This is a genomic window from Colwellia sp. 20A7 (genome assembly GCF_009832865.1).
Taxonomy (GTDB): Bacteria; Pseudomonadota; Gammaproteobacteria; order Enterobacterales; family Alteromonadaceae; genus Colwellia.
In genome coordinates, this window is the sequence record NZ_CP047130.1 from 2,884,870 (window position 1) to 2,908,498 (window position 23,629).

Genomic DNA, 23,629 nt, shown 5'->3' on the forward strand with positions numbered 1-23,629 from the left:
AATTAAGTAGGCTTTTTTTGTGCTAAAAAATCAATAATGGTAAACTAATAACAGGGTCTATTGGCTCGTGCTTAAACGCTAGACTGGATTATCGATATCCACAAAAACAACATCGATATTTTTCTCTTTTGCTAAGTATTCACCTAAAGCTTTAACGCCGTAACGCTCAGTTGCATGATGACCTGCAGCAAAAAAATGTATATCCATTTCATGAGCAATATGTGTAGTCTTTTCTGAAGCTTCACCAGAAATAAAGGCGTCAATGCCCTGCTCTGCTGCTAACTCAATATAATCTTGTCCACCGCCAGTACACCAAGCAACCGTTTTAATTGGCTTATTTGATGGAGGCGCAATATGTAAGCAAGTTCGATTAAGTTTTTCACTAATTTTTTGAGCGAATACATCACTTGAAGATTCTTCAGTTAACTCACCTTGTATAGCGACGCTTAACTTATTACCTAACTCAAGTGGTCCAGTGATATCAATGTTTAACAGTTTTGCTAATTGTGCGTTATTACCTAACGTTGGATGAATATCTAACGGTAAATGGTAGGCGAATAAACTAATGTCGTTATCAAGTAACGCTTTAATACGCTTATGCTTCATACCTCGAATAACATAAGACTCATTCTTCCAAAAATATCCATGATGAACGAGTATTGCATCAGCCTTCTCATCGATAGCTTTATTAATTAATGCTTGCGACGCTGTTACACCCGTAACTATTTTAGTTATTTCTTCTTTGCCTTGTATTTGCAGCCCATTAGGAGCGTAATCCTTTATTATTGCGGGCGTTAATAACTTATCTAAATATTGCTCTAACTCATTTCTATTCATTATTTTTAATCTTTTATAAAACGTACTAAGAATAAAAATATGATACTAGATCATCAGGCATTTATCATGCGTTAACATTAGATCTAACCACTGTACATGATAATTAATTAGGTAAAAATGATATGTAAATTTGGGATAAGCTACTATTTAGCTCCGTAATTATAATGAATAGCTGTAGTGATCACACGATCAAAACCACCTTCTTTGTCTTGTATTGTATTATTTATATAACTTTGTAGATGATTATTTTTTTGCCGAAATAGAACTGTAAATAAGCACTACAAATAAAATATTAACAGACAAAAAAGCTAACCAATAAAGAATGGCGATGGAAAAGGTGAAAGACATCAGAGAAACTGATAATAATGACATCATAATAGTCAACCAGCCTGAAATTTTAAAATAAAGGCTTAAGCGTGACGTGAGCGCTCTTTTAAAAATAGATTTGAAATGTTTATCCATACTCAATGACAAACATAGCAAGCCAATAATCTGCGTAATAAAGACAATAAGCATTACTTTATCACTCTACTGTAACCAATTTAGCAAACTCTTTTTTATTCAACCAAACCGCTGTTTTCATGAAAGCTAATCCCGTAAAGATGATAAACAATGTAAACGTTAGGTAAGCAGAGTTACCGCTTATGATGGCGTTTTCTAATCTTTGACTGTCTTGAAGTAAATCAATGATCGGTATCAAATAACAGCCTAATGCCGTAATTGATAATTGTTCAATCCAAGCACTTTTAACTGGGCGTATAAAGCTATGAAGTAAACAAGCCAACCAAGTCAATAAAAACACCTGAACTTCTGCTGTTGGTCTTTCTGCTAACATAACAGGTAATAACCTATTACTAAGAAAAAATGCGACTATAGCTAAGGGTAAGCCGCTAATAGCAGCGATATTTAAACGCTCGACAATATCATGTCCAATATGACGATTATTAACTTTTTCTTGACGTTTATTTACCCAGATAATCAAGCCCGTAGCAATCAGTGCGCTAGATAATAAACCGATAAAAAACAATAACCAACGTAAATCTGCTTTAGCAAAATGTCCTTCATGTAAACCAAAAAAAACTCGTCTTACTTCTGTTGCGGTACTGGCTTCTGAGTAACCTGCTAACGGTTCACCACTGTGAGATGAGAAAACTAACCGCGCTGACTGCCTAGAAAGTGTAAAATCTTTTATTCTATCGACAATAATTCGACCATTTTGACTATACGGTGCTTCAAAAGTAATTCGGCGAATTTGATTATCGCCTGGCCAATGTTCTGCTATTTGATGCTGAATAATAGCAAAGTCACTCAAAGGGAGTTGACGAGTAGCACTGGTGTTTACTTTCTCTAAGCCAGGACTTAATACCCGGCTTAATTCTCGCTCACCGCCAACGTAATGGCCTGCACTAAAGGGCATATACATAATGACATAGATCATAATACCGCTAGTACAAATCATAATACAAAACGGAATGGTAACAACACCAGCAATAGCATGAAAATCGGTTAACGTTTTTGAAAGCTTGTTTATGCGTAAAGTAAAGAAGTCTCGAAAAAATCGTCTATGTGTATAAATACCACTAAAAACAGCAACCAACATAAACATGGCAGCGATGCCAGCGATGTACCTGCCACCATAGCCACGAAGTTGTAGGGTGTAATGAAATACTCGAAAAAAGTTACCTCCAGCAGATTCCCGAGGTGTTAATATTTCCCCTTCATTAGGTCCTAAGCTCAAGTTATGCCTTTTTCGTCCCTCACTCCATTGAACAGTCCAATGCTGTGTTCTGTTATCAGGTAGATAAATACGCCATCTATCAGCATCAATGCCTTCTTTATGTAACACGGATAAAGAACGATTAACCATGCCTTTTGTTGATGATACATGTACCAGCTCGGGTTTCATCCATTGCGTTATTTCAGGATTAAAATAACTTAATGTTCCCGTCAAAAAAATAGTAAACAACAACCAACCTATGAGCAAACCAGAGTAGGTATGTAGCCAAATCATAGACTTTCTAAAGTCAGGTTTCATACGTCATCCATCAACCAAAAAGTTATCAATAAAAGGCAAATAGATAACACAATATCTCGCCAAAGAAGCCATGAACTTTTGCGGCTAAAGCTCATAATGATAACAGTAAAATAAACAACATAGCTGAGCATACTTGCTACCATAATTGCGTCATTTCTATCACATGCCTGTAACCAAACTAAAATAGGCACGCATGCAAGACTAAAAGCAGATGAAACAAAATAACCGCCAAAAATGGCGGCTATTGTGCGTAACAAAACATCATATTTATGTTTCATAGTTGAACGAATTAAGTATTAAAAGCTATAAGTAACAGTCAGTTTAGCATTTCGGCTTTCACCTGGTAAACCACCTAAAAACATAGCTTTACTATAATAAGTCTCGTTGGCTAAATTGCGTAAATTAAGTTGAACATCAAAATCTTCGCCAGCGTAACTAATCGCACTATCCCAAACAGTATAAGCTTCAATAATTGCATAGTTAATACCAAATGAAGATGAAGAAATAGAGCGTTCATCTTCATAGGTCATACCTATACTAAATTTTATTGGGCTAGCTAAGCCATCAAACTGATGACTATAGTTGGTCCAAATACTTGCAAACTTCTCAGCAATACCTTTTGTTTGCTCATCAACTACACTTAGTGCATTTCCACCAGGTTCAGTAACAGGCTCTTGGTAAGTCGCATTGAAATTCATTGACCATTGTTCGTTAACTGCAAAGTTTACATCAACTTCAATACCTTGCGTACTGTCTTGCTCGTCGTAATAATATTCTGCTACATCAATATTAAAAGCAGCATCAGCTGGATCATCTTCAAACAACGGGTTTTCATAACGTAGATTAGTACGAGCGGTATCAAACAAGACAATCGAGCCTAATAAATCTTCATCAAGTGCTGTAAAACGCACACCTAAATCCCAAGATACTGACTCAGAATCAGGGCGGTTATCATCCTCGGTTAAACTGCCTAATACACTGTAAGCTGTTCTACCTTTTGAGTGGTTAATGAATGTAGAGAAATACTTAGAAAACTGATAGTTAAGTCCTAGGTTATAAGTAAAGCCATCATCATCAGCATCAAGCTCTGGGTTACCGCTACTAAATTGATTTTGATACGTTTGCTTAACAGAGCTGTAAGCACCACCGATACGAGCGGTTAATTCCTCATTAAAATAAACAACTTCTTGTAAACTCAAACCCCAAGCTGTTGCAGATTTATCGTATTTACTACTTAATGATGGATTATAATCTTCAAAACTTCCCGTAGGCCAGTTAGGATTGCGAATATCTAAAATATAAGGAACTGCATCGCTTCTGGTATCATCAGCATCCCAAATTGAGTGCTGTTGATATTCCATATCACGCTTTTCGTAGTTAGCACTTAATAAGTGCTCACCTCTTAAACTTCCATAATTCCATGTGTTAGACAAATCAGCAAAGTACTGTAATGTTTTCTCGTCAGCGTTTATTTTACGATATTCTTGTCGGCGTGCCGCATAAGGATATAGAACATCATCAAGAACTAAAGGCGCTCTAGGGTCAAGGTTAATGGTGCCATTACGGTCATGGTAAATATAATTATAAGCTGATGTTTGACGAACATAATCTGTAGAATAAGTTCGATATTGTAATTGATGAGTAAGGGTCCAATCATCGGTAATATTAAGGTCTTGACGAAGTTTGATTCTAAACTCTTTACCTTCATTCGGCGTAGAGATAGGTGAAATCAAACCAGTTTCACCTAAATCAAAAGGTTGCCAACCATCAGTAGAGGCTAAAGTACCTGCAAGCTCTTGGCGTTGTGAATCAGTTAGTTGTAAGCCGCCACTGTCAATGTCGCCATTTACCAAGTCAGCAGCAGTAATATTTCCAGGTAATGAATCCACTAAAGTTAAATCAATTAACCGAACCGGATCACCGATAGAATCTATTTGTACCGCATCATCAATATAAGCAGCAGATAAAAGTATTGTATTGTCGTTTGAAAAAGCATGGCTTAATGATGTGTATAACTCTGAACGTTCAGAGCTTAAACCACGATATCCATCTGAAGTTTCATAATTAGCTACTACGCGATAAGCAGTGTCTTCTGTTATGCCAGCAGTCGCATCGAACATAACACCGTAATTTTCCCATTGACCAACAACGGCTCTTATTTGATAAGCTTCTTCTTGTTGTGGTTTCTTTTCAATTAAGTTAATTACGCCACCCGCTGATCCCATACCATAAAGCCCTGTAGCAGGACCTTTTAATACTTCAATACTTTCAATGTTTGTCATTGAACGTGTAGGGTTGTAACTATTGTCTAAATCTGCGCCACCATACATACCATCGTACGCGTAGTTTACACCTAAGCCCCTGATAGCTAAATTATCTCCAACGCCATAATTATTACCATCTTGAGATAAACCACTTACATTTCGTAAACTTTCTTGTAATGTAGCCCCTGCTTGCTCACTAATTAACAGTTTGTCGACTACAACCACAGCTGCAGGTGTTTGCATCAAACTCATATTAGATTTAGTTGCAGTGCCTGACTCCAATATCAATTGATTGTGTCTACCGTAAATTGTTATTTTTTCAACTTTCTTTTCTTCAGAATTAACCGTATTAGTTTCATCGGCGAAAGTTGGAAGAGAAACAGTTACCAAGATACTGGCTACTGCAGCAGCAATAGGCCATGTTTTTTTCAATTTAAAGTTCATTATGTATTGTCTTTAGAGTTAGGTAGTAATTTTGAGCGAATGATAATGATTTGCATTAGTTATTGCAATATATTTAATGATACATTTGAAACTTTTTCACTAAATGTTAAGTGAATATGAGTTTTGAGCACGATCTGAATGATTTTCGAACAAACGACGAGCTAACTATGAGCAAGTTACGAACAAGCGAATTAATTACTATGGAAGGAAATTCAATGGGTTTATTTTATACCTATAATAAAATAAATTCAGATAAGAGAAGGTTGACTTAGTAGCTGTAATTTCATACTTTGATAATTACAGCATAGCTTAGATTAAATTAAATTAAATATTAGGAGTCATTATCTATTTAATTTTTATTTATGATGCATGTTTTTATTATTTTCAGAACTAACATTCATTGTAGGAATTTTAACAGGATTAAATTTAGCTCTTATTTGCCATTTGGGTTTTATTGGTGTTAAAGGTAATACCCTCTTCTTCGCTACAATGACATATATTGAACCTAAACTAGTTAAGTAATTATTTGCAAAACTATGCCAATAATTAGCCATACTATGCTCACTCACTTTCCCCGATAAACTGCTATGTAGGCAACGTTCATCACTTAGAATTTCAAAGCCCATTAACTGCAGCCAGTCCTTTACGCGCATAGGTGAAAAAAAGTGCTCATTCCAAGGCATTGTTTTTCTTCTGTAAGGAATAACACGATTAAGCCCAGCCAAAGACAATGGATTAAAACCGGTAATAACAATATAACCATTAGGAATCAGCGCTCTATTAGCTTCGCGAATGACATGATGAGGATCAAGAGAGAATTCTAATACATGACTAAGCAAACAAACATCTACGCTATGTTCTAGTAAAGGTAAATCATCTAACTCACAGACAATATCTGTATTGTAATTATGTTGTGTACCGGAACAAGGATTAGGGCTACAACTGATCTGATTTTTTATTGGGCTTTGTTCACATGATATTTCATGACTCAAAGCACCTATTTTTAGTAAATGATAACCAAAAAACTTTTGCCACCATGGCTCTAAAGTTTTTTCAATAGCCGATAAAATTATGTCGCCATTAGGTAAGTCTTGCCAAGATTTAGGATAATGGGGTTGTCGAAATGCTAAAGCAGGTTTCATAAATACAAGTTATTTCATTGGTATTACTGTTAATCTCAGTATAATTAACTCTGATTCTTAAGCAAGTTGGAAATTACAAATGAGCACAATTAAAACAAATAATGCAGACATTATCGTTGAGGCTTTGCCTGCATTTTCTGATAATTATATCTGGGCTATCACTAACGAGACTAAAGCTGCATTAGTTGATCCGGGCGATGCTGATGTTTGCATTAATTTTTTAGAAAAGAACAAACTCATTCTTAATACAATTTTAATCACTCATCACCATGCAGATCATACCGGTGGTATAAAAAAATTAGTCGCTTATTGTCAACAGCAACAATGGTCTCTCACCATTTATGGTCCGGCAAAAGAAAATATACCTCACTGTGATGTTAAACTAACAGAGAATGACATTGTTAATTTACCTGATCTTGAAGTGAGCTTTACTGTTATAGACTTACCAGGGCACACTAATGGGCACATTGCTTATTTCACCAAAAATCATATAACACCTGTTCTTTTCTGTGGTGATACTTTATTTTCTGGCGGTTGTGGTCGACTTTTTGAAGGTACCCCTAAACAAATGCTAACGTCATTAACTAAATTGGCAAATTTACCGGAAGATACCAAAGTATATTGTGCGCATGAATATACACAAGCTAACCTAAAGTTTGCATTAACAGTAGATCCCACCAATGAAAATTTACTAAGCTATAGTCATCAAGTTAATGAATTACGTGATAATAAACAAAGTACAATTCCAACCACGATTAAAATTGAAAAACAAATCAATCCCTTTTTAAGAAGTCACGAGCAAACAATACAAGCCAATGCCATGATTTTTGATAGTAATACATTGGCGAATAGTTTAGATGCTTTCACTACAATTAGACGCTGGAAAGACCAATTTTAACGTGTTAATCTAAAAGCTTACTGCGCTGTAAAGTGCTATTTAATATTCTTTTCCCTTACAAATTATCACTGGTTATTCATGAAATATTTTTTATTCCCTGCATTCATTTTTCTTAGTGGCTGCCAAAGTACGTTATTGTCACAAGATAATAAAGATATAGAAAACAGCACTAACCAAGCAGAATATATTGCTTCTACTACTGAAATAAACCAAGCGCTACTCTTCGATGAAAACATCGATGTTATTCACCCTGTAGACGATGTCGACTTTTCATTATCTGCAGAAGATCCCCAACAACAAGATAATGTTTGGCATCGAATTAGACAACAATTTACCTTTGATGTGCCTGAAAACGACCGTGTAATAGAACAACGTAATTGGTACGTTAAGCACCCTAGTTACCTAACAAGAATAGGTAAGCGTGCTGAACCATTTTTATACTATATTGTTGAAGAATTAGAAAAAAACAATGTTCCTGTCGAACTTGCTTTATTACCTATCGTTGAAAGTGCATTTGACCCTTTCGCCTACTCTCATGGTAGGGCATCTGGGATGTGGCAATTTATTCCTGGTACAGGAACACGTTTTGGTATGAAGCAAAACTGGTGGTATGACGGTCGCCGTGATGTTATTGCATCAACTGAAGGTGCTATAGCGTACATGAAGTATTTACATAAATTCTTCGATGGTGATTGGCTACTTGCCTTAGCTGCTTATAACTCCGGTGAAGGCCGAGTTCAACGTGCAGTAAGAAAAAATAAAAGAATGGGGAAGAAAACGGACTTTTGGTCATTAGATTTACCTAAAGAGACTAAAGCCTATGTACCTAAACTATTAGCGCTTGCTGATATCATTAAACGTCCTGAACAATTCAATCTAAGCCTTTATAAAATATCTAATGAAGAAGTGATTAGCCAAGTAGACATAGAGTCACAACTTGATTTAGCTAAAGCAGCTAGCTTAGCAGGTTTATCATTAACTGAATTACAACGTTTAAATCCTGGTTTTAATCGTTGGTCAACAGATCCTGAAGGCCCTCACCGTTTAGTTTTACCTAAACATAAAGTTGATAGTTTTGAAAGTAACTTGGCAAAACTAGAAAAAAGTGAACGATTAGCTTGGCAACGTTATAAGATAAAATCAGGTGATAACTTAGGAAATATTGCTAAAAAATTCCATACTAACATCGACTTGATTCGCCAAGTAAATAGCATTAAAGGTAACCAAATAAGAGCAGGAAAACACTTATTAATTCCAGTTGCAGCTAAATCACTTGATAGTTATATATTATCTCAAGATCAACGTATTGCTTCAAAACAGGCTAAACCACAACAAGGTTTGAAAAAAACCCATATTGTTGTCGCTGGTGATAACCTTTGGGATATTGGGCGTCGTTATAAAGTAAACAGCAGTAGTATTGCCAAATGGAATGGTATTGCACCACGTGACACCTTAAAATTAGGTCAAAAGTTAGTGATTTGGCAAAAAACACAAGCATCTGATAAACGTGATGAAGTAACAAGAATTAATGCGAGTGTAGAACAAGCAATTATGCGTAATATCACTTATAAAGTTCGTAGTGGCGATTCTTTTGCACGAATCGCAAATAAGTTTAATGTCCGTATCAGTGATATTGAACGTTGGAACAGTTTGAGCAGAAATAAATATTTACAACCAGGGCAAAAACTAAAACTGTCGATTGACGTAACCAATAACATTTAAAATATCAAACAAGACTATCTAAAGGATACTTATTCGTTTGCTTTTACATTGAATAAATTAAACACGAATAAGTACCTTCTAAGATTATAACCTACCGTTTGTTATAATCGTTGACTATCAAAATCAATAAAAAACTCTTGTTGTTCAACTTTATCGGCAACAAGTACTTCTACCGTAAACCATAATCGCCAAGTCATTATATCTTCGCTGCAATTAGCAAGTAAGCTTTCAGCAATCATGCCATTGTTTTGATCTTCTTTAAAAAAGACCGGTATTTTCCCCATAAACATACTTTTACCTTCAAGGTAACTTGATATGCTCTGTATTTGAGATTTTTTATCTAAGCCATCGAAATGTAATTGAATGTAGAAAGGCAACTCTGTTTTAATCTTCCCTTCTTGTGCCGTTTGTGAAAATTGAATATCAAAATGACCATAATCAACGTTTACATTACACTGGCTTTGACTGACTAAACAAACAAATGAAGATGGTTGTAACTTGATATCATTACTAGAGACTGGTGTTACCGGTTTACAAGCTAATAGCGTAAACATAAGAACTAAAACAACAAAAATTCTGATCATTATAACTTTCTAAGTTCAAGTAAATAGCGATGACTTACTTAACTCCCTTAAACTAAATAAATTTAATAAACTAATTATGCAACTATATAAATTACATAAACATCTGTTGAAAAATCATCAACAGGGCTACTACTGCTAGGGTAACAAAAACATGATAGGTATACCTGTTCAAGCTAAGTTCAAGCTAAGTTCAAGCTAAGTTCAACAACGATTAATAACTCTACCTCAAACCATCCTATAAGAGCATAGCAAGTAAGATTTAATTTCAACAATTAGAGCTTTTATTCAAAAAAAGATAAAATTTACAAAAATAAAAACCTGTAAATGCATTTTTTAATGCATCATTTTTTTCTACATTATCAAAAGAAATACTAATTATATTGATAACAATGATTACAACAGCTTACTATTTTATTGTATGGTATTAAGCTATAACAAATATCTTTATAAACACTTTATTCTATATTTTCATAATTACCACAACACACTATCACATCAAAAAAACACATTTACTTATTTTTTTCAGTCAGTTAATTAACAACTAATTATTTTATCCAGAAAAATGTTTTTTATTTTTTGGCTAACTCTATTTATGTTTTCACTCTTTTGAACTATTAATATAACAACTCAACGATTAAGCAATACGCTCAAATATTATTGTTTAATAGAGTTAATAGTCCTGTAACTTGATCTAAGTCAAATTTAAACGAATCCAACAGTTGATTTATAACACCACCAAGAGGTAAAATTGCTTTGCATATAGACCATTTAGCTCGATTTTTTTGACATATATCAACGCCATTTGACATGCAAATATAAATAGTACAAATATAGTTCGTTTTTATGACTAAATTTTAATGATAACTAAGTCGTAAAAGCTATTTCTTAATAATAACACTGCGGAATACAAAACATGACTCAAAGTAATACGTCAGCAGTAGACTACAATTTCGATGTTGTACGTCAGTTTACTGTAATGACCGTAATCTGGGGGATCGTAGGTACAATGATAGGTGTACTCATTGCGGCACAATTAATTTGGCCTGCACTAAACTTCGATACTCCTTGGTTAACCTACTCTCGTCTTCGTCCACTACATACTAATGCGGTAATTTTTGCTTTTGGTACGAGTGCCTTATTTGCCACATCTTATTATGTTGTGCAACGAACTTGTCAAACACGGCTATTTGGTGGCAAGAAATTAGCAGCTTTCACGTTTTGGGGATGGCAAGCAGTTATTGTTGCAGCAATCATCTCATTACCTTTAGGTTATACATCAACCAAAGAATATGCTGAGTTAGAGTGGCCAATTGATATTTTAATTACGGTTGTTTGGATTGCGTATGCCACGGTATTTTTCGGAACCTTATTTATACGTAAAGTATCGCATATCTACGTAGCTAACTGGTTCTTTGGTGGTTTTATAGCGACTATTGCTGTTTTGCATATAGGTAACTCAATGGTTATTCCTATTTCTGCAATGAAATCATATTCAATCTACCCTGGCGCTATAGATGCGATGATGCAGTGGTGGTATGGACACAATGCCGTAGGCTTTTTATTAACCGCTGGTTTCTTAGGTATCATGTATTATTTTGTACCAAAACAAGCTGAGCGTCCTATTTATTCTTACCGTTTATCTATCGTTCATTTTTGGGCCTTAATTTCGTTATATATCTGGGTTGGCCCACATCATTTACATTACACAGCTCTACCTGACTGGGTTCAATCAGTTGGTATGGTTATGTCTATTGTGTTATTTCTTCCTTCTTGGGGTGGTATGATCAACGGTATCATGACACTTTCAGGTGCGTGGCATAAACTTCGTCATGATCCTATTTTACGCTTCTTAATTGTTTCTCTTTCTTTCTATGGTATGTCTACCTTTGAAGGACCGATGATGGCTATCAAATCAGTAAATGCATTATCTCATTATACTGACTGGACTGTTGGCCACGTGCACTCTGGTGCTCTAGGTTGGGTTGCTATGGTTACAATTGGTGCTATGTACCATTTAATTCCAGTATTATTTAACCAAGGCCGCATGTATAGCATTCGACTTATTAACGTACATTTCTGGTTACATACTTCAGGTGTTGTACTTTACATTGTAGCAATGTGGATCTCAGGTGTTATGCAAGGTTTAATGTGGAGAGCTGTGAATACTGACGGTACATTAACTTACAGTTTCGTAGAAAGCTTAACTGCATCGTATCCGTTCTATTTTATACGCTTCTTAGGTGGCGTTCTCGTTGTAGCTGGTTTTATTTTAATGGCTTATAACATGTTTAAAACAATTTACGCTAAAGATAATAGTCTTCAGCCTGTAGATGAAGCTTAGGAGAGCCCACATGAAAAATTTACATGAAAAAGTTGAAAAAAATGTTGGCTTGTTTTTTCTTTTTACAATTATGGCTATAAGTGTTGGTGGTTTAGTTGAAATTACACCATTGTTTTTTCAAAAAGAATTATCAACACCTGTTGATAATTTAAAACCATACACAGCCTTACAAATGGAAGGACGTGATATTTATATCCGTGAAGGCTGTAGTAACTGTCACAGCCAAATGATTCGTCCATTTCGTGCTGAAACTGAACGTTACGGTCACTATAGTGTTGCTGGCGAACACGTTTGGGAACACCCATTTTTATGGGGTTCAAAACGTACAGGTCCAGATTTAGCGCGTGTTGGTGGTCGTTATAGTGATGCCTGGCATATTGCTCATTTAACAGATCCGCGTTCAGTAGTACCTGAGTCAAACATGCCTGCTTATAGCTGGTTAAACATCAATACACTTGATGGTGAGTTGACGGGCAAAAAACTTGCTACATTTAATATCTTAACCAAGAACCGTACTCATAAAGATGAAAATGGTGAGTTTATTCCCCTTTATACACAAGCTGAAATTGATGGTGCTAAAGCAGCTGTTGAAGGCAAAACTGAAATGAGTGCCTTGATTGCTTATTTGCAATCACTTGGCCATGCATTGAAGTAGGTACTGTACCCGAGGATAAATTATGGATTACGGAACACTTAGAGGGTTTTTTGCCCTTCTTATATTGGCGTTATTTACCATCATAATTATATGGTCTTATTCAAAAAAACGTAGAGGATCATTTGATGATATTGCTAACTCTATTTTTGAAGAAGACAATAAAACTACAGATGATATAAAGCTCCATCACGATAAAGATAGCAAACAGGAGACGAATAATAATGTCTAGCTTCTGGAATATATGGATTTGGGTTCTTACCCTTAGCACGCTAGTAGGTTTGATCTTACTACTACGTATGTGCTTAAAAAACTTTGCAGGTGTTAAAGAAGGCGAATCAATGGGTCATAGTTTTGACGGCATTGAAGAGTTAAATAACCCTTTACCTAAATGGTGGAGTACATTTTTCTTACTTACTATTATTTGGGCATTTGGTTATATTGCACTTTATGGTTTAGGTAGCTGGACTGGCTTATTAAGCTGGAAGAGTTCTAACCAAGGCATTTTAAATCTTGCTGAATCAAAAGCTAAAACACTAGAAAATTTAGCTGAAGGTTCAGGTGTTTTAGTTCAATATGACCGTGAAATGGCACATGCTGACGAAAAATATGGTCCAATTTTTGATGCTTATGCTGCTCGTACTATTGAAGACTTATCAGCCGATAGTGAAGCATTAAAAGTAGGCCAACGCTTATTTATTCAAAATTGTGCTCAATGTCATGGATCTGATGCTCATGGTACTACTGGTTTCCCTAACCTCGCTGATAAAGATTGGTTATATGGTGGCACACCTGACAAAATCAAAGAAACTATCATGTATGGCCGTAAAGCCGTAGGCATGGCAGCTTGGTCAGACGTGCTTGGTGGTGAATCTGGTGTTAAAGAAGTAGCCGCTTACGTTATTAGTTTAAGTGGTCGTTCGGTTAACCCTGATCTTGCGAAAGCAGGTAAAGCAAAGTTTGCACTTTGTGCCAGTTGTCATGGTCCTGAGGGACAAGGTAGTTTAGCACTTGGATTACCAATGGGTGCGCCAAACTTATCTGATAATATTTGGTTATACGGTGGCTCTCAGCGTGCAATTGAAGAATCAATTCGTAATGGCCGTGCGGGTGTAATGCCGCCTTGGAAAGATATTCTAGGTGAAGAAAAAGTACACGTAATAAGTGCTTATATTTACTCTCTTTCACAAGATTAAACGTTAAGATAACCTTGATTTTTACAAAGTTTTGTAACAATCAATGTGAAAGATAAAACCCTAGATAACACATTGTTATCTAGGGTTTTTTATTATCAAAATCGAATAAAGAAAACTAGCTCAACTGCTTAAAAAACGTTATAATGTGCGTCAAGTTTATCCACCTGAATATATTACATATTATGAAAAAATCTTGGTATAGTGAGCCTTGGGCTTGGTTAGTTTTCTTTCTTCCTTTTACTGCAGTTGTCGCAGGAATTTCAACGTATATTATTGCTAATACTAATGCAGATACTTTAGTTGTCGGTGATTATTATAAAAAAGGCAAAGCAATAAACTTAGAAGTTGATAAGGTAAAAACAGCACAGAAGTTAGGTATGCGCTTTTCTTTACAATTAAAAGATCATCAATTACTGATAAAGCCTACTGGTATTGATAAAATATTCCCTTTACTTCACGTAAACTTCTTTCACCCAACTCTTGAAGATCAAGATTTTTATTTAGCCTTAACACCTGATGGTAATGGTAATTTCAGACATCACTTTGATAGAGAAATCAGCGGTAAATGGAAAGTCACCCTAAGCTCTTTTGAGGGTAACTGGAAAATACAAGATACCATTTTTTTACCGCAGAGTGAGTTTATCGACTTTATACCTGATCCGATAAAGGCCCAATAAGATTTAAATAAATAGTTATTTCATTTAATTAATACTACAACTATTAACCTTTAAAGCTTTATTTCATTCAATTTGATAAACATCATACTGGTGAGATAAAGTGATAAGTACATAACTCATGAACCGTCAATGTTTTCACTGTAATGAAGCTATTCCAACTGGCATAAACCTATCCGTTGAAATAAATAACACCCAACAACCTATGTGTTGTATTGGTTGCCAAGCCATAGCCCAAACTATTGTGGATAATGGTTTAACCCAATATTATGCCGTTAGAACTGAGCCTGCACATAAAGGACAACCATTAGTTCCTGAGCAATTACAAAAAAACAAACTCCTTGATGAAGCTGTGTTGCAAAGTGAATTTATCTTTAATACTAGTATTAATCCAAATGCCCCCCAAAGTGGCTCTCAAAATATTAGTTGCAAAGAGGCTATTCTTACGGTTGATGGCATAAGTTGTGCTGCGTGTGCCTGGCTTATTGAAATGCAGTTAGACAAGTTACCTGGGCTAATTAACATAAATGTAAACGCTACTAGCCAACGAGCAACGGTAAAATGGCAAGATAACAAAGTTAAACTGAGTGAAATATTACTCGCTATAGAAAACATTGGTTATCATGCGATGCCCTTTAAGGCTAATGATGTCGAAATAAGTAATAAAAAACAAAATAAAACTTTTATTAAACGCTTAGGTATAAGCGGTATATTGATGATGCAAGTCATGATGGTTGCAATTAGTCTTTATTTCGGTGCTTTTTTCGATATGACTGAAAGCAATATATTATATCTGCGTTGGGTCAGTTTTATTTTAACTACACCTATTATTTTTTATGGGGCTTTCCCTTTTTATAATGGCGCAATAAAAGCGATTAAAGTAAAACGTTTATCAATGGACGTTCCCGTCTCTATTGCTATTATTCTAGCCTTTAGTGCGAGTGCTTGGGCAACTATCACGCAGCAAGGCGAAGTGTATTTTGAATCTGTTTCCATGTTTACCTTCTTATTACTTATCGGTAAATTTTTAGAATTTAGAGCTCGCTCACGAGCAGCACAAGTTTCCGCTAATTTATTAAAAATGATGCCATTAACCGCGATTAAATTAGTTACTATTACTGACACGAGTATTCAAACTAAGTCAAAAAAAGCAATTAATAATTCGGAAGTATTAATTGCCGCTAAACAACTTGTTAAAGGTGATTTCGTTATCATAAAACCAGGTGAAGTTGTGCCTGCTGATGGCATAATTATTTCTGGTACTAGCCAACTAAATGAAGCAATGCTTTCGGGCGAACAACTCCCTATTAGTAAAACTGTTAACGACAAAGTTTTCGCAGGAACTATTAATGGCGACGGTAATATTAGCATTGAAGTAAAAAACACGTCTAACCATTCCTTTTTGAGTCAATTGATTCGCTTAAGTGAATCATCACAAGCTCACAAGCCTAAAATAGCTCAATTATCGGATAAAATTGCTCAATATTTTGTCGCCCTTATTTTATTAACCTCTATTGCTACAGCTATTTATTGGCAACAACATATGCCTGAACAAGCTTTTTGGATCACGCTTTCTGTTTTAGTTGCAACCTGCCCTTGTGCACTTTCTTTAGCAACGCCAACAGGGTTAACCTGTGCAACTACGCGTTTAAATAAAGCGGGTATAATGATCAAAGGCGGTCATGTAATGGAAACCATGCCAAATGTTAACTGCTTTGCTTTTGATAAGACAGGCACCTTAACCACGGGTGAATTTAGCATTAGTGATATTCGTTTAACTACCGATAATAAAGAATATACAAAAGAGAAATTATTAGCAATTGCCTCTGTATTAGAGGCACATTCTGAACATCCTATAGCCAAACCTTTTACTAAATATAGAGATAACAACTTAATCGCTAAACAAGTTGAAGTACATTCGGGAAAAGGCGTTAGCGGCAGTATTGATGGTGTTGACTATGCTATAGGAAAATATACTTGGTTAACCGAAGCTAAAAATGATCCTGAAAATGAAAAACTAAGCTCAGACATAAAAGTCGCAAACTGTCTTTTAATGGCTAATAAAAAAATCATTGCCGCTTTTTATCTTGTTGATGAAATCCGTGATGATACTTTTTCACTTATTAGTCAGCTTAACCAAAATAATAAAACATTATTATTATCAGGCGATAGTCAAAGTGCTTGTGATGCTATAGCAAAACAAATACCGCTTAACGAAACCTTTGGAGGATTAAGCGCAAAAGATAAAATGAATAAGATTAAAGATGCTGAAGCTAAAGGCTATACCGTTGCCATGACTGGCGATGGCGTTAATGATTCGCCTGTATTTGGTGCAGCTCATATCTCTATTGCAATGGGTTGTGGCGCTGATATCACTAAAAGTGGTGCCGATGTAATATTACTTAATAATAAACTAAATAGCATTAATACCTTAATAACAGTATCACACCGCACTAGACGAATCATTCTTCAAAATTACTTATGGGCTTTTGGCTACAATGCGATTGTATTGCCTTTAGCTGTTATGGGGTATATAACTCCTTATATGGCGGTTATTGGAATGTCGGCGAGTTCTATTTTAGTGATCACTAACTCATTACGTTTACTTAAAAAATAAAATACTCAACCTAATTAATAAACTTAAATAAACTCAACTACACCTTTTAATAATGATTGACTGTTGAGTTAACAGTGAGAAAAACATGAGCATTATCTACATTTTAATTCCTGTCGGTACAATCATAATTGCTATCGGTATTTACTTATTTTTCTGGGCTGTAAAAACAGAGCAATTCGATGACTTAGAAAAACATGGAATGAGTATTCTTTTTGATGAAGACATCGAAGACTCTAAATCAGAAAATTCGAATCACGAAGAAAAAACCAGTGAAGATTACGAATTACCTATGTCGAAGAATAAATATAAGCCGCCAAATAAATGAATCTAGACTTATTCTCTGCATTTATAATAGGAATACTTGGCTCGGGGCATTGTATTGTGATGTGTGGCGGTATTACCACCATGCTCACTTCAGCCCTTCCTCAGTCAAATAAATATGAAAATAACCAGATACCTGTTAATAATCAGGTCTCTGTTAAGAGCCAGGTAAAACCATCAGTAGCTAAAAGTAAAACCACCCTAGTTATTTTATACAATGTTGGACGTATTTCTTCTTACGCCTTAATCGGGGCAATTGTTGGATTTACCGGATCTATCGCAGCAAAAAATATTGGTATGCCACTCGCTGGTCTACGATTACTTTCAGCCACCTTTATGATTTTACTTGGCTTACATTTAGGTCAATGGCTAATGTGGTTAAATAGGATTGAGGCTTTAGGTAAGCATTTATGGCGTTACATATCACCTTTAGCAGGTAAAGCTATCCCTGTAGACTCACCAATAAAAGCACTCTCTCTTGGCGCTGTTTGGGGTTGGTTACCTTGCGGATTAGTTTACTCAACCTTAACTTGGGCATTAGCAAGCGGTAGCATGATTACCGGGGCGAGCATTATGTTCTTTTTCGGCTTAGGTACACTACCTGCGCTATTAACTCTCTCTATTGGATTTAGTAGTATCAAGAATACCTTAACAAAACCATCTTTTAAAAAAGCAATGGCACTAGTGTTAATAACCTTTGGTATTTATAGTTTTATTGTTGCATACCACCAAGTGTTCTAATACCATAGCACTATCCTAGAAATTAGAGTAAATACATAAATTACAGTTTACTCTATTCCTATAATAATAAATGAGTAGCCTATGTTAAATAATAGTTCCCCTGGTGCACAGCATATTAATTGCCAAAACTGTAGTATTAGTGAACTTTGTCTACCTTTTACCCTAAATGATCAAGAACTTAATACTCTCGATAAAATCATAGATCGTAAACGCCCTTTTCACAAAGGTGATAAAATATTCACCGATGGTCAAAAAATGCATGCTCTTTATGCTATCCGTTCTGGCACTTTTAAAACTTTTACCGTTAATGAACAAGGTGAAGAACAAATCACTGGTTTTCACTTAGCTGGAGATTTACTGGGATTTGACGCTATTGCTGAATCAGAGCATAAAAGCTTTGCTCAGGCATTAGAGACATCGATGATATGTGAAATTCCTTATGATAATTTAGATACTTTATCTAATACTATGCCAAAGCTTAAGAAACAAGTTTTGCGTCTAATGAGTAATGAAATTCGTACCGACCAAGAAATGCTCACATTATTGAACAGAAAAAATGCAGAGCAACGCGTCGCTACCTTTTTAGTAAGCTTAAGCAAACGCTATCGTGCCAGAGGTTTATCAGCCGCTGAATTTCGTCTTACAATGACACGAAGTGATATTGGAAATTACATCGGACTTACCGTTGAAACAATAAGCCGTTTATTAAACCGTTTTCATAAAAGTGGTTTGATAAAAGTCGACGGTAAACTTATTACTATTGTAAGTCTTGATGAACTCGTGGATTGCGCTGAATTCTAACGCCCGTTCATATTTGTTAGCTTCATAATTTCTAATGCTTGTTTTAAATCAGCTATAGTTTGATTTAAAACAAGCATTAATCTCACACTTTTGATATAAATTACTTAGGCTTTATTAAAGTTTAACCAATGTATAACAACAGGGAGAATTATCATGAAAACCTATCAAAAAATTCTAGTCGTTATCGACCCATCAACTGACGAACAAAAAGCATTAAAAAGAGCAATAGACTTAGCTGCCAACATCAAAGCGAGTGGTGGTCAGGTTGAAGTAACCGCTTTTTTAAGTATCTTTGACTTCTCTTATGAGATGACTACTATTCTTTCCAACGATGATCGTGGCGCTATGCGACAGTCAGTCATTAAAGACAAAGAGCTTTGGCTAGAGAGCCTAATAAGTGATTTAAAACCTGACATTGATATTAACAACTTAGTTGTTTGGCATAACCGCCCTTTTGAGTCAATTATTGAACAAGTAATTCAAAATAATTACGATCTTGTCATTAAAGGGACTCATCAACATGACAAATTAAAATCAGTTATTTTCACCCCGACTGATTGGCATATACTCCGCAAATGTCCTTGCCCTGTTTTATTAGTGAAAGAACATGAATGGCCAAGCAACGGCAATATACTTGCAGCAATTAATGTGGGTAGCGACGAAACAGAGCATAACTCACTAAATGATAAGATCACTAAAGAAGCAAAGAAATTAGCACAACTTATTCAAGGTAAGGTTCATTTAGTGAACTCATTTCCAGGTACGCCAGTTAATATAGCAATTGAAATACCAGAGTTTAACTCTAGTGAATACAATAATACTATGCTTCAACACCATAAAAAATCGATGGCAGCACATGCTACTGAATTTGAAATTGATATCACTAACACTCACGTGGAAGAAGGCTTACCTGAACGGGTTATTGAAGAGGTAGCTGATAAAATTGATGCAGAGCTAGTTGTTTTAGGTACGATAGGAAGAACAGGTATTTCAGCGGCTTTAATTGGTAATACAGCTGAACACGTCATTGACCAACTTAATTGTGATGTACTTGCGCTCAAACCTGAAGGTTATGTGTCTCCGCTACAGTAAAAGTATTCTCTCATAATGAAATCAAAGACTGAAAGAGGTATAGTAACCTTTTTCAGTCTTTATTAAGCTAATATAACGTCAAAATAATACCCTACAAGCAACTTTAATAGCACTTTAAACTTTTAACCTATGATAGAATTTACCATCAAAAATAAAATATCTAATGTGATTAAGTGGTAAGTAGTTTTTAATGAATACTCAACAGGCTATTAGCAATAAACTAGAAAAAAAAATCAGGCACCTAACAGGCAAAGCCGTTTCTGATTACAAAATGATTGAAGAAGGCGATAAAATTCTTTGTGCGATAAGTGGTGGCAAAGATTCTTTCGTAATGCTTGACATCCTTTTACACTTAAAACGTGTTGCGCCCATTAAATTTGACGTAATTGCGGTCAATCTCGATCAAAAACAGCCTGGTTTTCCTGAGCATATATTACCTAATTATCTCGAAGAAAAAGGCATTGATTACTACATTATAGATAAAGACACCTACTCAGTAGTAAAGCAAAAAGTACCTGAAGGAAAAACAACGTGTTCTTTATGCTCAAGGCTTAGAAGAGGGTCATTATATGGTTTCGCTGAAAAGATTGGTGCAACAAAAATAGCACTGGGTCATCATATGGATGACATAGTTGAAACATTAATGATGAACATGTTTAATAATGCAAAATTAAAGGCTATGCCACCCAAACTACTAAGTGACGATAAACGAAATGTAGTAATAAGACCGCTGTCATATTGTAGAGAGAAAGATATTGAGCAACTATCAGAGCTAAAGAACTACCCTATTATTCCTTGTAATCTCTGTGGTTCACAAGAGAATTTACAAAGAAAACAAATAAAGCATATGCTTAATACTTGGGACCAAGAATCTTCTGGACGTGTAGAAAGTGTATTTAAAAGTACACAAAGTGTTAGTCTTTCTCAATTATCTGATCATGACTTATACAACTTTTCAGCACTTACCATCGATAGAACGGCTGAGCCAAAAGAACAAGAGTTTGGAGGAGCTGACATCTCATCGTCAAATTTAATTGACGTTAAAAACATAGAAATAATCGACGCTTCTTGATCCAATATTTGGAACACACAAGAGTGTGTTCCAAATATTGGCATTATTCCTTTTTTATCCTGTTTCTATCGCAAGGTAAACAATTTTTTGCTCAATCATCAAAAATAAGATGATCAACTTGCGTGCTGAGCTATTCGTTGAAAAAGTCGCATAAGCATAACTTATAAACCCTCTGAACCATCAAAACCTTACTATATTGAGATGATCTTGATATAAAGCTGACATCTAAGAGTTTAGTTAGGTTTACTCGTTTTTATTACCTGTATTTATTCAAGAGTGATATTTATAGTGCTACTTTCCCCAGCATAAGTCACCGAAACAATCACTTCATCGGTACTTTTTGAAATATTAGTTAACTGATAACTAGCTTTGTTTGTACCTAAATCAATCAATTCCAGCGTGACTACGCTATTATCACTAACCGACCAATTTGCAAATTCAGAAACATTCAAGCTTGTTGGGGTGTCGGTATAATAAGCCGTTAAGGTTAAGTCTACCGACTCTGATGATGCCAGGGTAATATCACTACCTTTATTAATTTTTATAGAGTCAAGTTCAGCTGTTCCTGTTACTGATACGGTTGCCGTGGTTTGATTGCCACCACAAGAGCCAACAAGTTGAGTAGTACCAGCAATAAGACCAATTAGGGTGCCTTTGTTATCACCTGTTGTCGTAATGCCGAGATAGTCACCACTTTCTTGCGACCAAGAAATAGTATTAGCAATAGAATATGGCAAAGTAATATTGGTTAATGTGGCCTGTCCGTTAACTAAAATACGTTCTCCCATTGCGAGCGTAATATCATCGGTAACAGTATCATCAAGTAAAATATCAAGATGCCCTACATTGAGTGGGTCGGCAATAACGGTTAATGAGTCGGTAATGTCGTCTAATGTCCCCGTTATTATTATAGTTTCAATGTCAGGTGATGAAGTATACAAGGTACCTTTTTTATCAATAGTAGCACTGGTATCGCTATCAAGACTAAAACTCATACCTTTGATCGTATTCATTGAGATATAACCATCTTCATAATTTACATTTGCAGTAATGTTGGTCGCCACACAGGTACTAATAGTACCTTCTTCTGGCTGGGGATGAATTAAGTTAATAGAGCTTACCGCAACGTCACTAACTGAAATTTCTCCTTCATCCACAATCCCATTAATGCTTGTTCCCATAATAATAACAATACCTTGATTACTCGAGGAATTGGCAACAGCGGTGACTAAACCTTGCTCATTAATAGTAGCGATGCTGATATCACTTGAACTCCAATCAATACTTTCCGTTACGTCGATAGCATCACCACTATTAGTTAAAGCCATTGCGCTAAGTTGATGAGTTCCACCTTTCGTTAATCGAATATGATCATCGTTGATCGTAAGTGACTCAATAAATAGCCCTTGCTCACGCAATTTTTCAAACGTAACTGCTTGACCGAGTTCGCTAGCGTTATTATCCGTATCGCAACCAAATAACATGATGTTCGTTAAGCATACAGCAATAAAATAAGCTATAGCGTTGCTTTGTATTTTGTTAGTATTCATTGTTTTAATTTTCACCGCAAATGCCTTTTATGAACTTTTATACATTCAAATAGCATGATTAATAACTAGAATTGGTAGATTACACCAAGAGAAATACCAGATATGGATATATCATCATCTTTATAGAGTGATAGATAACCAAACCTAAGTTGAGTATTTTCGATATAAGATATTTTTTGATGAAAAGTGATGCCCCAAGAAAAACTGGAATAGGTATCTTCGCCGTTATACGTTTCTGCAGGCCCCTGCACCGTCATATCGGTTACAGCATAGCCTAGTGATACATCTAAACCAAAACCACTGATAGTCTTTGATTGCAATACAAGGTAAAGAGCAATACTTTGTTCTAAATCGAATTCCATACGATAAATATTATCGGTATTGTTACCTCTTAGATACTGAGCTTCCAAGCCAATACGTTCTTTATTCGCTCCTATGCGAAAGGCAGTTGTACTAGGTTTCGCACGTTCATCACGAAGTTCAATAGAAGATAATATATAATCAACACCAACATAAGTTGAGTCGACAAAGGGTGATTTGGCAGCACTGGGAAATGAAAAGCTAATTAATAATAGCCAAAAAATAATTTTTATCATGAAGATCCATCTACATTTTATATCCTATTTAGAGGTAGATAATATAGAAC

At 35.4% G+C, this 23,629-nt stretch carries 22 protein-coding genes; 13 read left to right on the plus strand and 9 right to left on the minus strand.

Going from position 1 to position 23,629, the window contains the following annotated elements; all coding sequences use genetic code 11:
- Positions 1-78 precede the first annotated feature (78 nt).
- The 6 genes from GQS55_RS12470 to GQS55_RS12495 all read right to left on the minus strand — a co-directional run bounded on the left by GQS55_RS12470 (position 79) and on the right by GQS55_RS12495 (position 6,722).
- Positions 79-837 carry a Nif3-like dinuclear metal center hexameric protein gene (locus GQS55_RS12470; protein ID WP_159820828.1) on the minus strand — a complete coding sequence of 253 codons (759 nt, stop codon included), beginning with the start codon at positions 835-837 and terminating at the stop codon, positions 79-81.
- Positions 838-1,080: 243 nt separating this feature from the next.
- Complete coding sequence (locus GQS55_RS12475) at positions 1,081-1,353, minus strand: DUF3325 domain-containing protein (RefSeq protein WP_159820829.1); 273 nt, start codon at positions 1,351-1,353, stop codon at positions 1,081-1,083.
- Between the two features lie 7 nt (positions 1,354-1,360).
- On the minus strand, positions 1,361-2,872 hold the full coding sequence (locus GQS55_RS12480) for a PepSY-associated TM helix domain-containing protein (protein ID WP_159820830.1): 1,512 nt from the start codon (positions 2,870-2,872) through the stop codon (positions 1,361-1,363).
- Entirely contained in the window at positions 2,869-3,150 is a 282-nt protein-coding gene (locus tag GQS55_RS12485; protein WP_159820831.1) for a hypothetical protein, read from the minus strand. Before GQS55_RS12485 ends, GQS55_RS12480 begins: the two co-directional genes overlap by 4 nt.
- 18 nt (positions 3,151-3,168) lie before the next feature.
- Complete coding sequence (locus GQS55_RS12490) at positions 3,169-5,580, minus strand: TonB-dependent receptor (protein WP_159820832.1); 2,412 nt, start codon at positions 5,578-5,580, stop codon at positions 3,169-3,171.
- Between the two features lie 356 nt (positions 5,581-5,936).
- The gene (locus tag GQS55_RS12495; RefSeq protein ID WP_159820833.1) at positions 5,937-6,722 is read right to left on the minus strand and encodes a class I SAM-dependent methyltransferase; all 786 of its coding nucleotides are present in this window, start codon (positions 6,720-6,722) and stop codon (positions 5,937-5,939) included.
- A 79-nt stretch (positions 6,723-6,801) separates the two neighbouring features.
- Between GQS55_RS12495 and gloB the strand changes: the two genes are divergently transcribed.
- Both gloB and GQS55_RS12505 read left to right on the plus strand, forming a co-directional pair.
- A complete protein-coding gene (gene gloB, locus GQS55_RS12500; protein ID WP_159820834.1) occupies positions 6,802-7,620 on the plus strand; it encodes a hydroxyacylglutathione hydrolase in 819 nt (272 codons plus the stop codon).
- A 78-nt stretch (positions 7,621-7,698) separates the two neighbouring features.
- The gene (locus GQS55_RS12505; protein WP_159820835.1) at positions 7,699-9,342 is read left to right on the plus strand and encodes a lytic transglycosylase; all 1,644 of its coding nucleotides are present in this window, start codon (positions 7,699-7,701) and stop codon (positions 9,340-9,342) included.
- Positions 9,343-9,443: 101 nt separating this feature from the next.
- Here the strand turns inward: GQS55_RS12505 and GQS55_RS12510 are convergent, their stop codons facing one another.
- Entirely contained in the window at positions 9,444-9,926 is a 483-nt protein-coding gene (locus tag GQS55_RS12510; protein ID WP_159820836.1) for a hypothetical protein, read from the minus strand.
- A gap of 913 nt (positions 9,927-10,839) precedes the next feature.
- On the opposite strand from GQS55_RS12510, the gene ccoN reads away from it, so the two are divergent.
- The 11 genes from ccoN to ttcA all read left to right on the plus strand — a co-directional run bounded on the left by ccoN (position 10,840) and on the right by ttcA (position 21,433).
- Positions 10,840-12,267: a cytochrome-c oxidase, cbb3-type subunit I gene (gene ccoN, locus GQS55_RS12515; protein ID WP_159820837.1), complete on the plus strand. Its 1,428-nt coding sequence runs from the start codon at positions 10,840-10,842 to the stop codon at positions 12,265-12,267.
- A gap of 10 nt (positions 12,268-12,277) precedes the next feature.
- Positions 12,278-12,922 (plus strand): cytochrome-c oxidase, cbb3-type subunit II, encoded by a 645-nt coding sequence (ccoO, locus tag GQS55_RS12520; protein ID WP_159820838.1) that lies wholly within the window; start codon positions 12,278-12,280, stop codon positions 12,920-12,922.
- Between the two features lie 22 nt (positions 12,923-12,944).
- Positions 12,945-13,151 carry a cbb3-type cytochrome oxidase subunit 3 gene (locus GQS55_RS12525; protein ID WP_159820839.1) on the plus strand — a complete coding sequence of 69 codons (207 nt, stop codon included), beginning with the start codon at positions 12,945-12,947 and terminating at the stop codon, positions 13,149-13,151.
- Positions 13,144-14,115, plus strand: a complete 972-nt coding sequence (gene ccoP / locus GQS55_RS12530; protein WP_159820840.1) for a cytochrome-c oxidase, cbb3-type subunit III — start codon at positions 13,144-13,146, stop codon at positions 14,113-14,115. The genes GQS55_RS12525 and ccoP overlap by 8 nt, the downstream gene beginning before the upstream one ends.
- Before the next feature lie 182 nt (positions 14,116-14,297).
- Positions 14,298-14,792 carry a FixH family protein gene (locus GQS55_RS12535; RefSeq protein ID WP_159820841.1) on the plus strand — a complete coding sequence of 165 codons (495 nt, stop codon included), beginning with the start codon at positions 14,298-14,300 and terminating at the stop codon, positions 14,790-14,792.
- A gap of 118 nt (positions 14,793-14,910) precedes the next feature.
- Positions 14,911-17,406: a heavy metal translocating P-type ATPase gene (locus GQS55_RS12540; protein WP_159820842.1), complete on the plus strand. Its 2,496-nt coding sequence runs from the start codon at positions 14,911-14,913 to the stop codon at positions 17,404-17,406.
- 85 nt (positions 17,407-17,491) lie between these two features.
- Positions 17,492-17,731, plus strand: coding sequence for a cbb3-type cytochrome oxidase assembly protein CcoS (ccoS, locus tag GQS55_RS12545; RefSeq protein ID WP_159820843.1), 240 nt, complete (start codon positions 17,492-17,494; stop codon positions 17,729-17,731).
- Entirely contained in the window at positions 17,728-18,468 is a 741-nt protein-coding gene (locus GQS55_RS12550) for a sulfite exporter TauE/SafE family protein (protein WP_159820844.1), read from the plus strand. Before ccoS ends, GQS55_RS12550 begins: the two co-directional genes overlap by 4 nt.
- An 81-nt stretch (positions 18,469-18,549) precedes the next feature.
- Positions 18,550-19,269 (plus strand): fumarate/nitrate reduction transcriptional regulator Fnr, encoded by a 720-nt coding sequence (gene fnr / locus GQS55_RS12555; protein WP_159820845.1) that lies wholly within the window; start codon positions 18,550-18,552, stop codon positions 19,267-19,269.
- Positions 19,270-19,422: 153 nt separating this feature from the next.
- Complete coding sequence (gene uspE, locus GQS55_RS12560; RefSeq protein WP_159820846.1) at positions 19,423-20,361, plus strand: universal stress protein UspE; 939 nt, start codon at positions 19,423-19,425, stop codon at positions 20,359-20,361.
- A gap of 190 nt (positions 20,362-20,551) precedes the next feature.
- The gene (gene ttcA / locus GQS55_RS12565; protein ID WP_159820847.1) at positions 20,552-21,433 is read left to right on the plus strand and encodes a tRNA 2-thiocytidine(32) synthetase TtcA; all 882 of its coding nucleotides are present in this window, start codon (positions 20,552-20,554) and stop codon (positions 21,431-21,433) included.
- 266 nt (positions 21,434-21,699) lie between these two features.
- Here ttcA and GQS55_RS12570 read toward each other — a convergent pair whose 3' ends face one another.
- On the minus strand, positions 21,700-22,998 hold the full coding sequence (locus GQS55_RS12570; RefSeq protein ID WP_159820848.1) for an Ig-like domain-containing protein: 1,299 nt from the start codon (positions 22,996-22,998) through the stop codon (positions 21,700-21,702).
- 50 nt (positions 22,999-23,048) lie between these two features.
- Positions 23,049-23,579, minus strand: a complete 531-nt coding sequence (locus tag GQS55_RS12575; RefSeq protein WP_159820849.1) for an outer membrane beta-barrel protein — start codon at positions 23,577-23,579, stop codon at positions 23,049-23,051.
- Positions 23,580-23,629 lie beyond the last annotated feature (50 nt).

Coding starts and splice junctions, on each gene's coding strand:
- GQS55_RS12470 (WP_159820828.1), bottom strand. CDS start 837: ATGAATAGAAATGAGTTAGAGCAATATTTAGATAAGTTATTAACGCCC.
- GQS55_RS12475 (WP_159820829.1), bottom strand. CDS start 1,353: ATGCTTATTGTCTTTATTACGCAGATTATTGGCTTGCTATGTTTGTCA.
- GQS55_RS12480 (WP_159820830.1), bottom strand. CDS start 2,872: ATGAAACCTGACTTTAGAAAGTCTATGATTTGGCTACATACCTACTCT.
- GQS55_RS12485 (WP_159820831.1), bottom strand. CDS start 3,150: ATGAAACATAAATATGATGTTTTGTTACGCACAATAGCCGCCATTTTT.
- GQS55_RS12490 (WP_159820832.1), bottom strand. CDS start 5,580: ATGAACTTTAAATTGAAAAAAACATGGCCTATTGCTGCTGCAGTAGCC.
- GQS55_RS12495 (WP_159820833.1), bottom strand. CDS start 6,722: ATGAAACCTGCTTTAGCATTTCGACAACCCCATTATCCTAAATCTTGG.
- gloB (WP_159820834.1), top strand. CDS start 6,802: ATGAGCACAATTAAAACAAATAATGCAGACATTATCGTTGAGGCTTTG.
- GQS55_RS12505 (WP_159820835.1), top strand. CDS start 7,699: ATGAAATATTTTTTATTCCCTGCATTCATTTTTCTTAGTGGCTGCCAA.
- GQS55_RS12510 (WP_159820836.1), bottom strand. CDS start 9,926: ATGATCAGAATTTTTGTTGTTTTAGTTCTTATGTTTACGCTATTAGCT.
- ccoN (WP_159820837.1), top strand. CDS start 10,840: ATGACTCAAAGTAATACGTCAGCAGTAGACTACAATTTCGATGTTGTA.
- ccoO (WP_159820838.1), top strand. CDS start 12,278: ATGAAAAATTTACATGAAAAAGTTGAAAAAAATGTTGGCTTGTTTTTT.
- GQS55_RS12525 (WP_159820839.1), top strand. CDS start 12,945: ATGGATTACGGAACACTTAGAGGGTTTTTTGCCCTTCTTATATTGGCG.
- ccoP (WP_159820840.1), top strand. CDS start 13,144: ATGTCTAGCTTCTGGAATATATGGATTTGGGTTCTTACCCTTAGCACG.
- GQS55_RS12535 (WP_159820841.1), top strand. CDS start 14,298: ATGAAAAAATCTTGGTATAGTGAGCCTTGGGCTTGGTTAGTTTTCTTT.
- GQS55_RS12540 (WP_159820842.1), top strand. CDS start 14,911: ATGAACCGTCAATGTTTTCACTGTAATGAAGCTATTCCAACTGGCATA.
- ccoS (WP_159820843.1), top strand. CDS start 17,492: ATGAGCATTATCTACATTTTAATTCCTGTCGGTACAATCATAATTGCT.
- GQS55_RS12550 (WP_159820844.1), top strand. CDS start 17,728: ATGAATCTAGACTTATTCTCTGCATTTATAATAGGAATACTTGGCTCG.
- fnr (WP_159820845.1), top strand. CDS start 18,550: ATGTTAAATAATAGTTCCCCTGGTGCACAGCATATTAATTGCCAAAAC.
- uspE (WP_159820846.1), top strand. CDS start 19,423: ATGAAAACCTATCAAAAAATTCTAGTCGTTATCGACCCATCAACTGAC.
- ttcA (WP_159820847.1), top strand. CDS start 20,552: ATGAATACTCAACAGGCTATTAGCAATAAACTAGAAAAAAAAATCAGG.
- GQS55_RS12575 (WP_159820849.1), bottom strand. CDS start 23,579: ATGATAAAAATTATTTTTTGGCTATTATTAATTAGCTTTTCATTTCCC.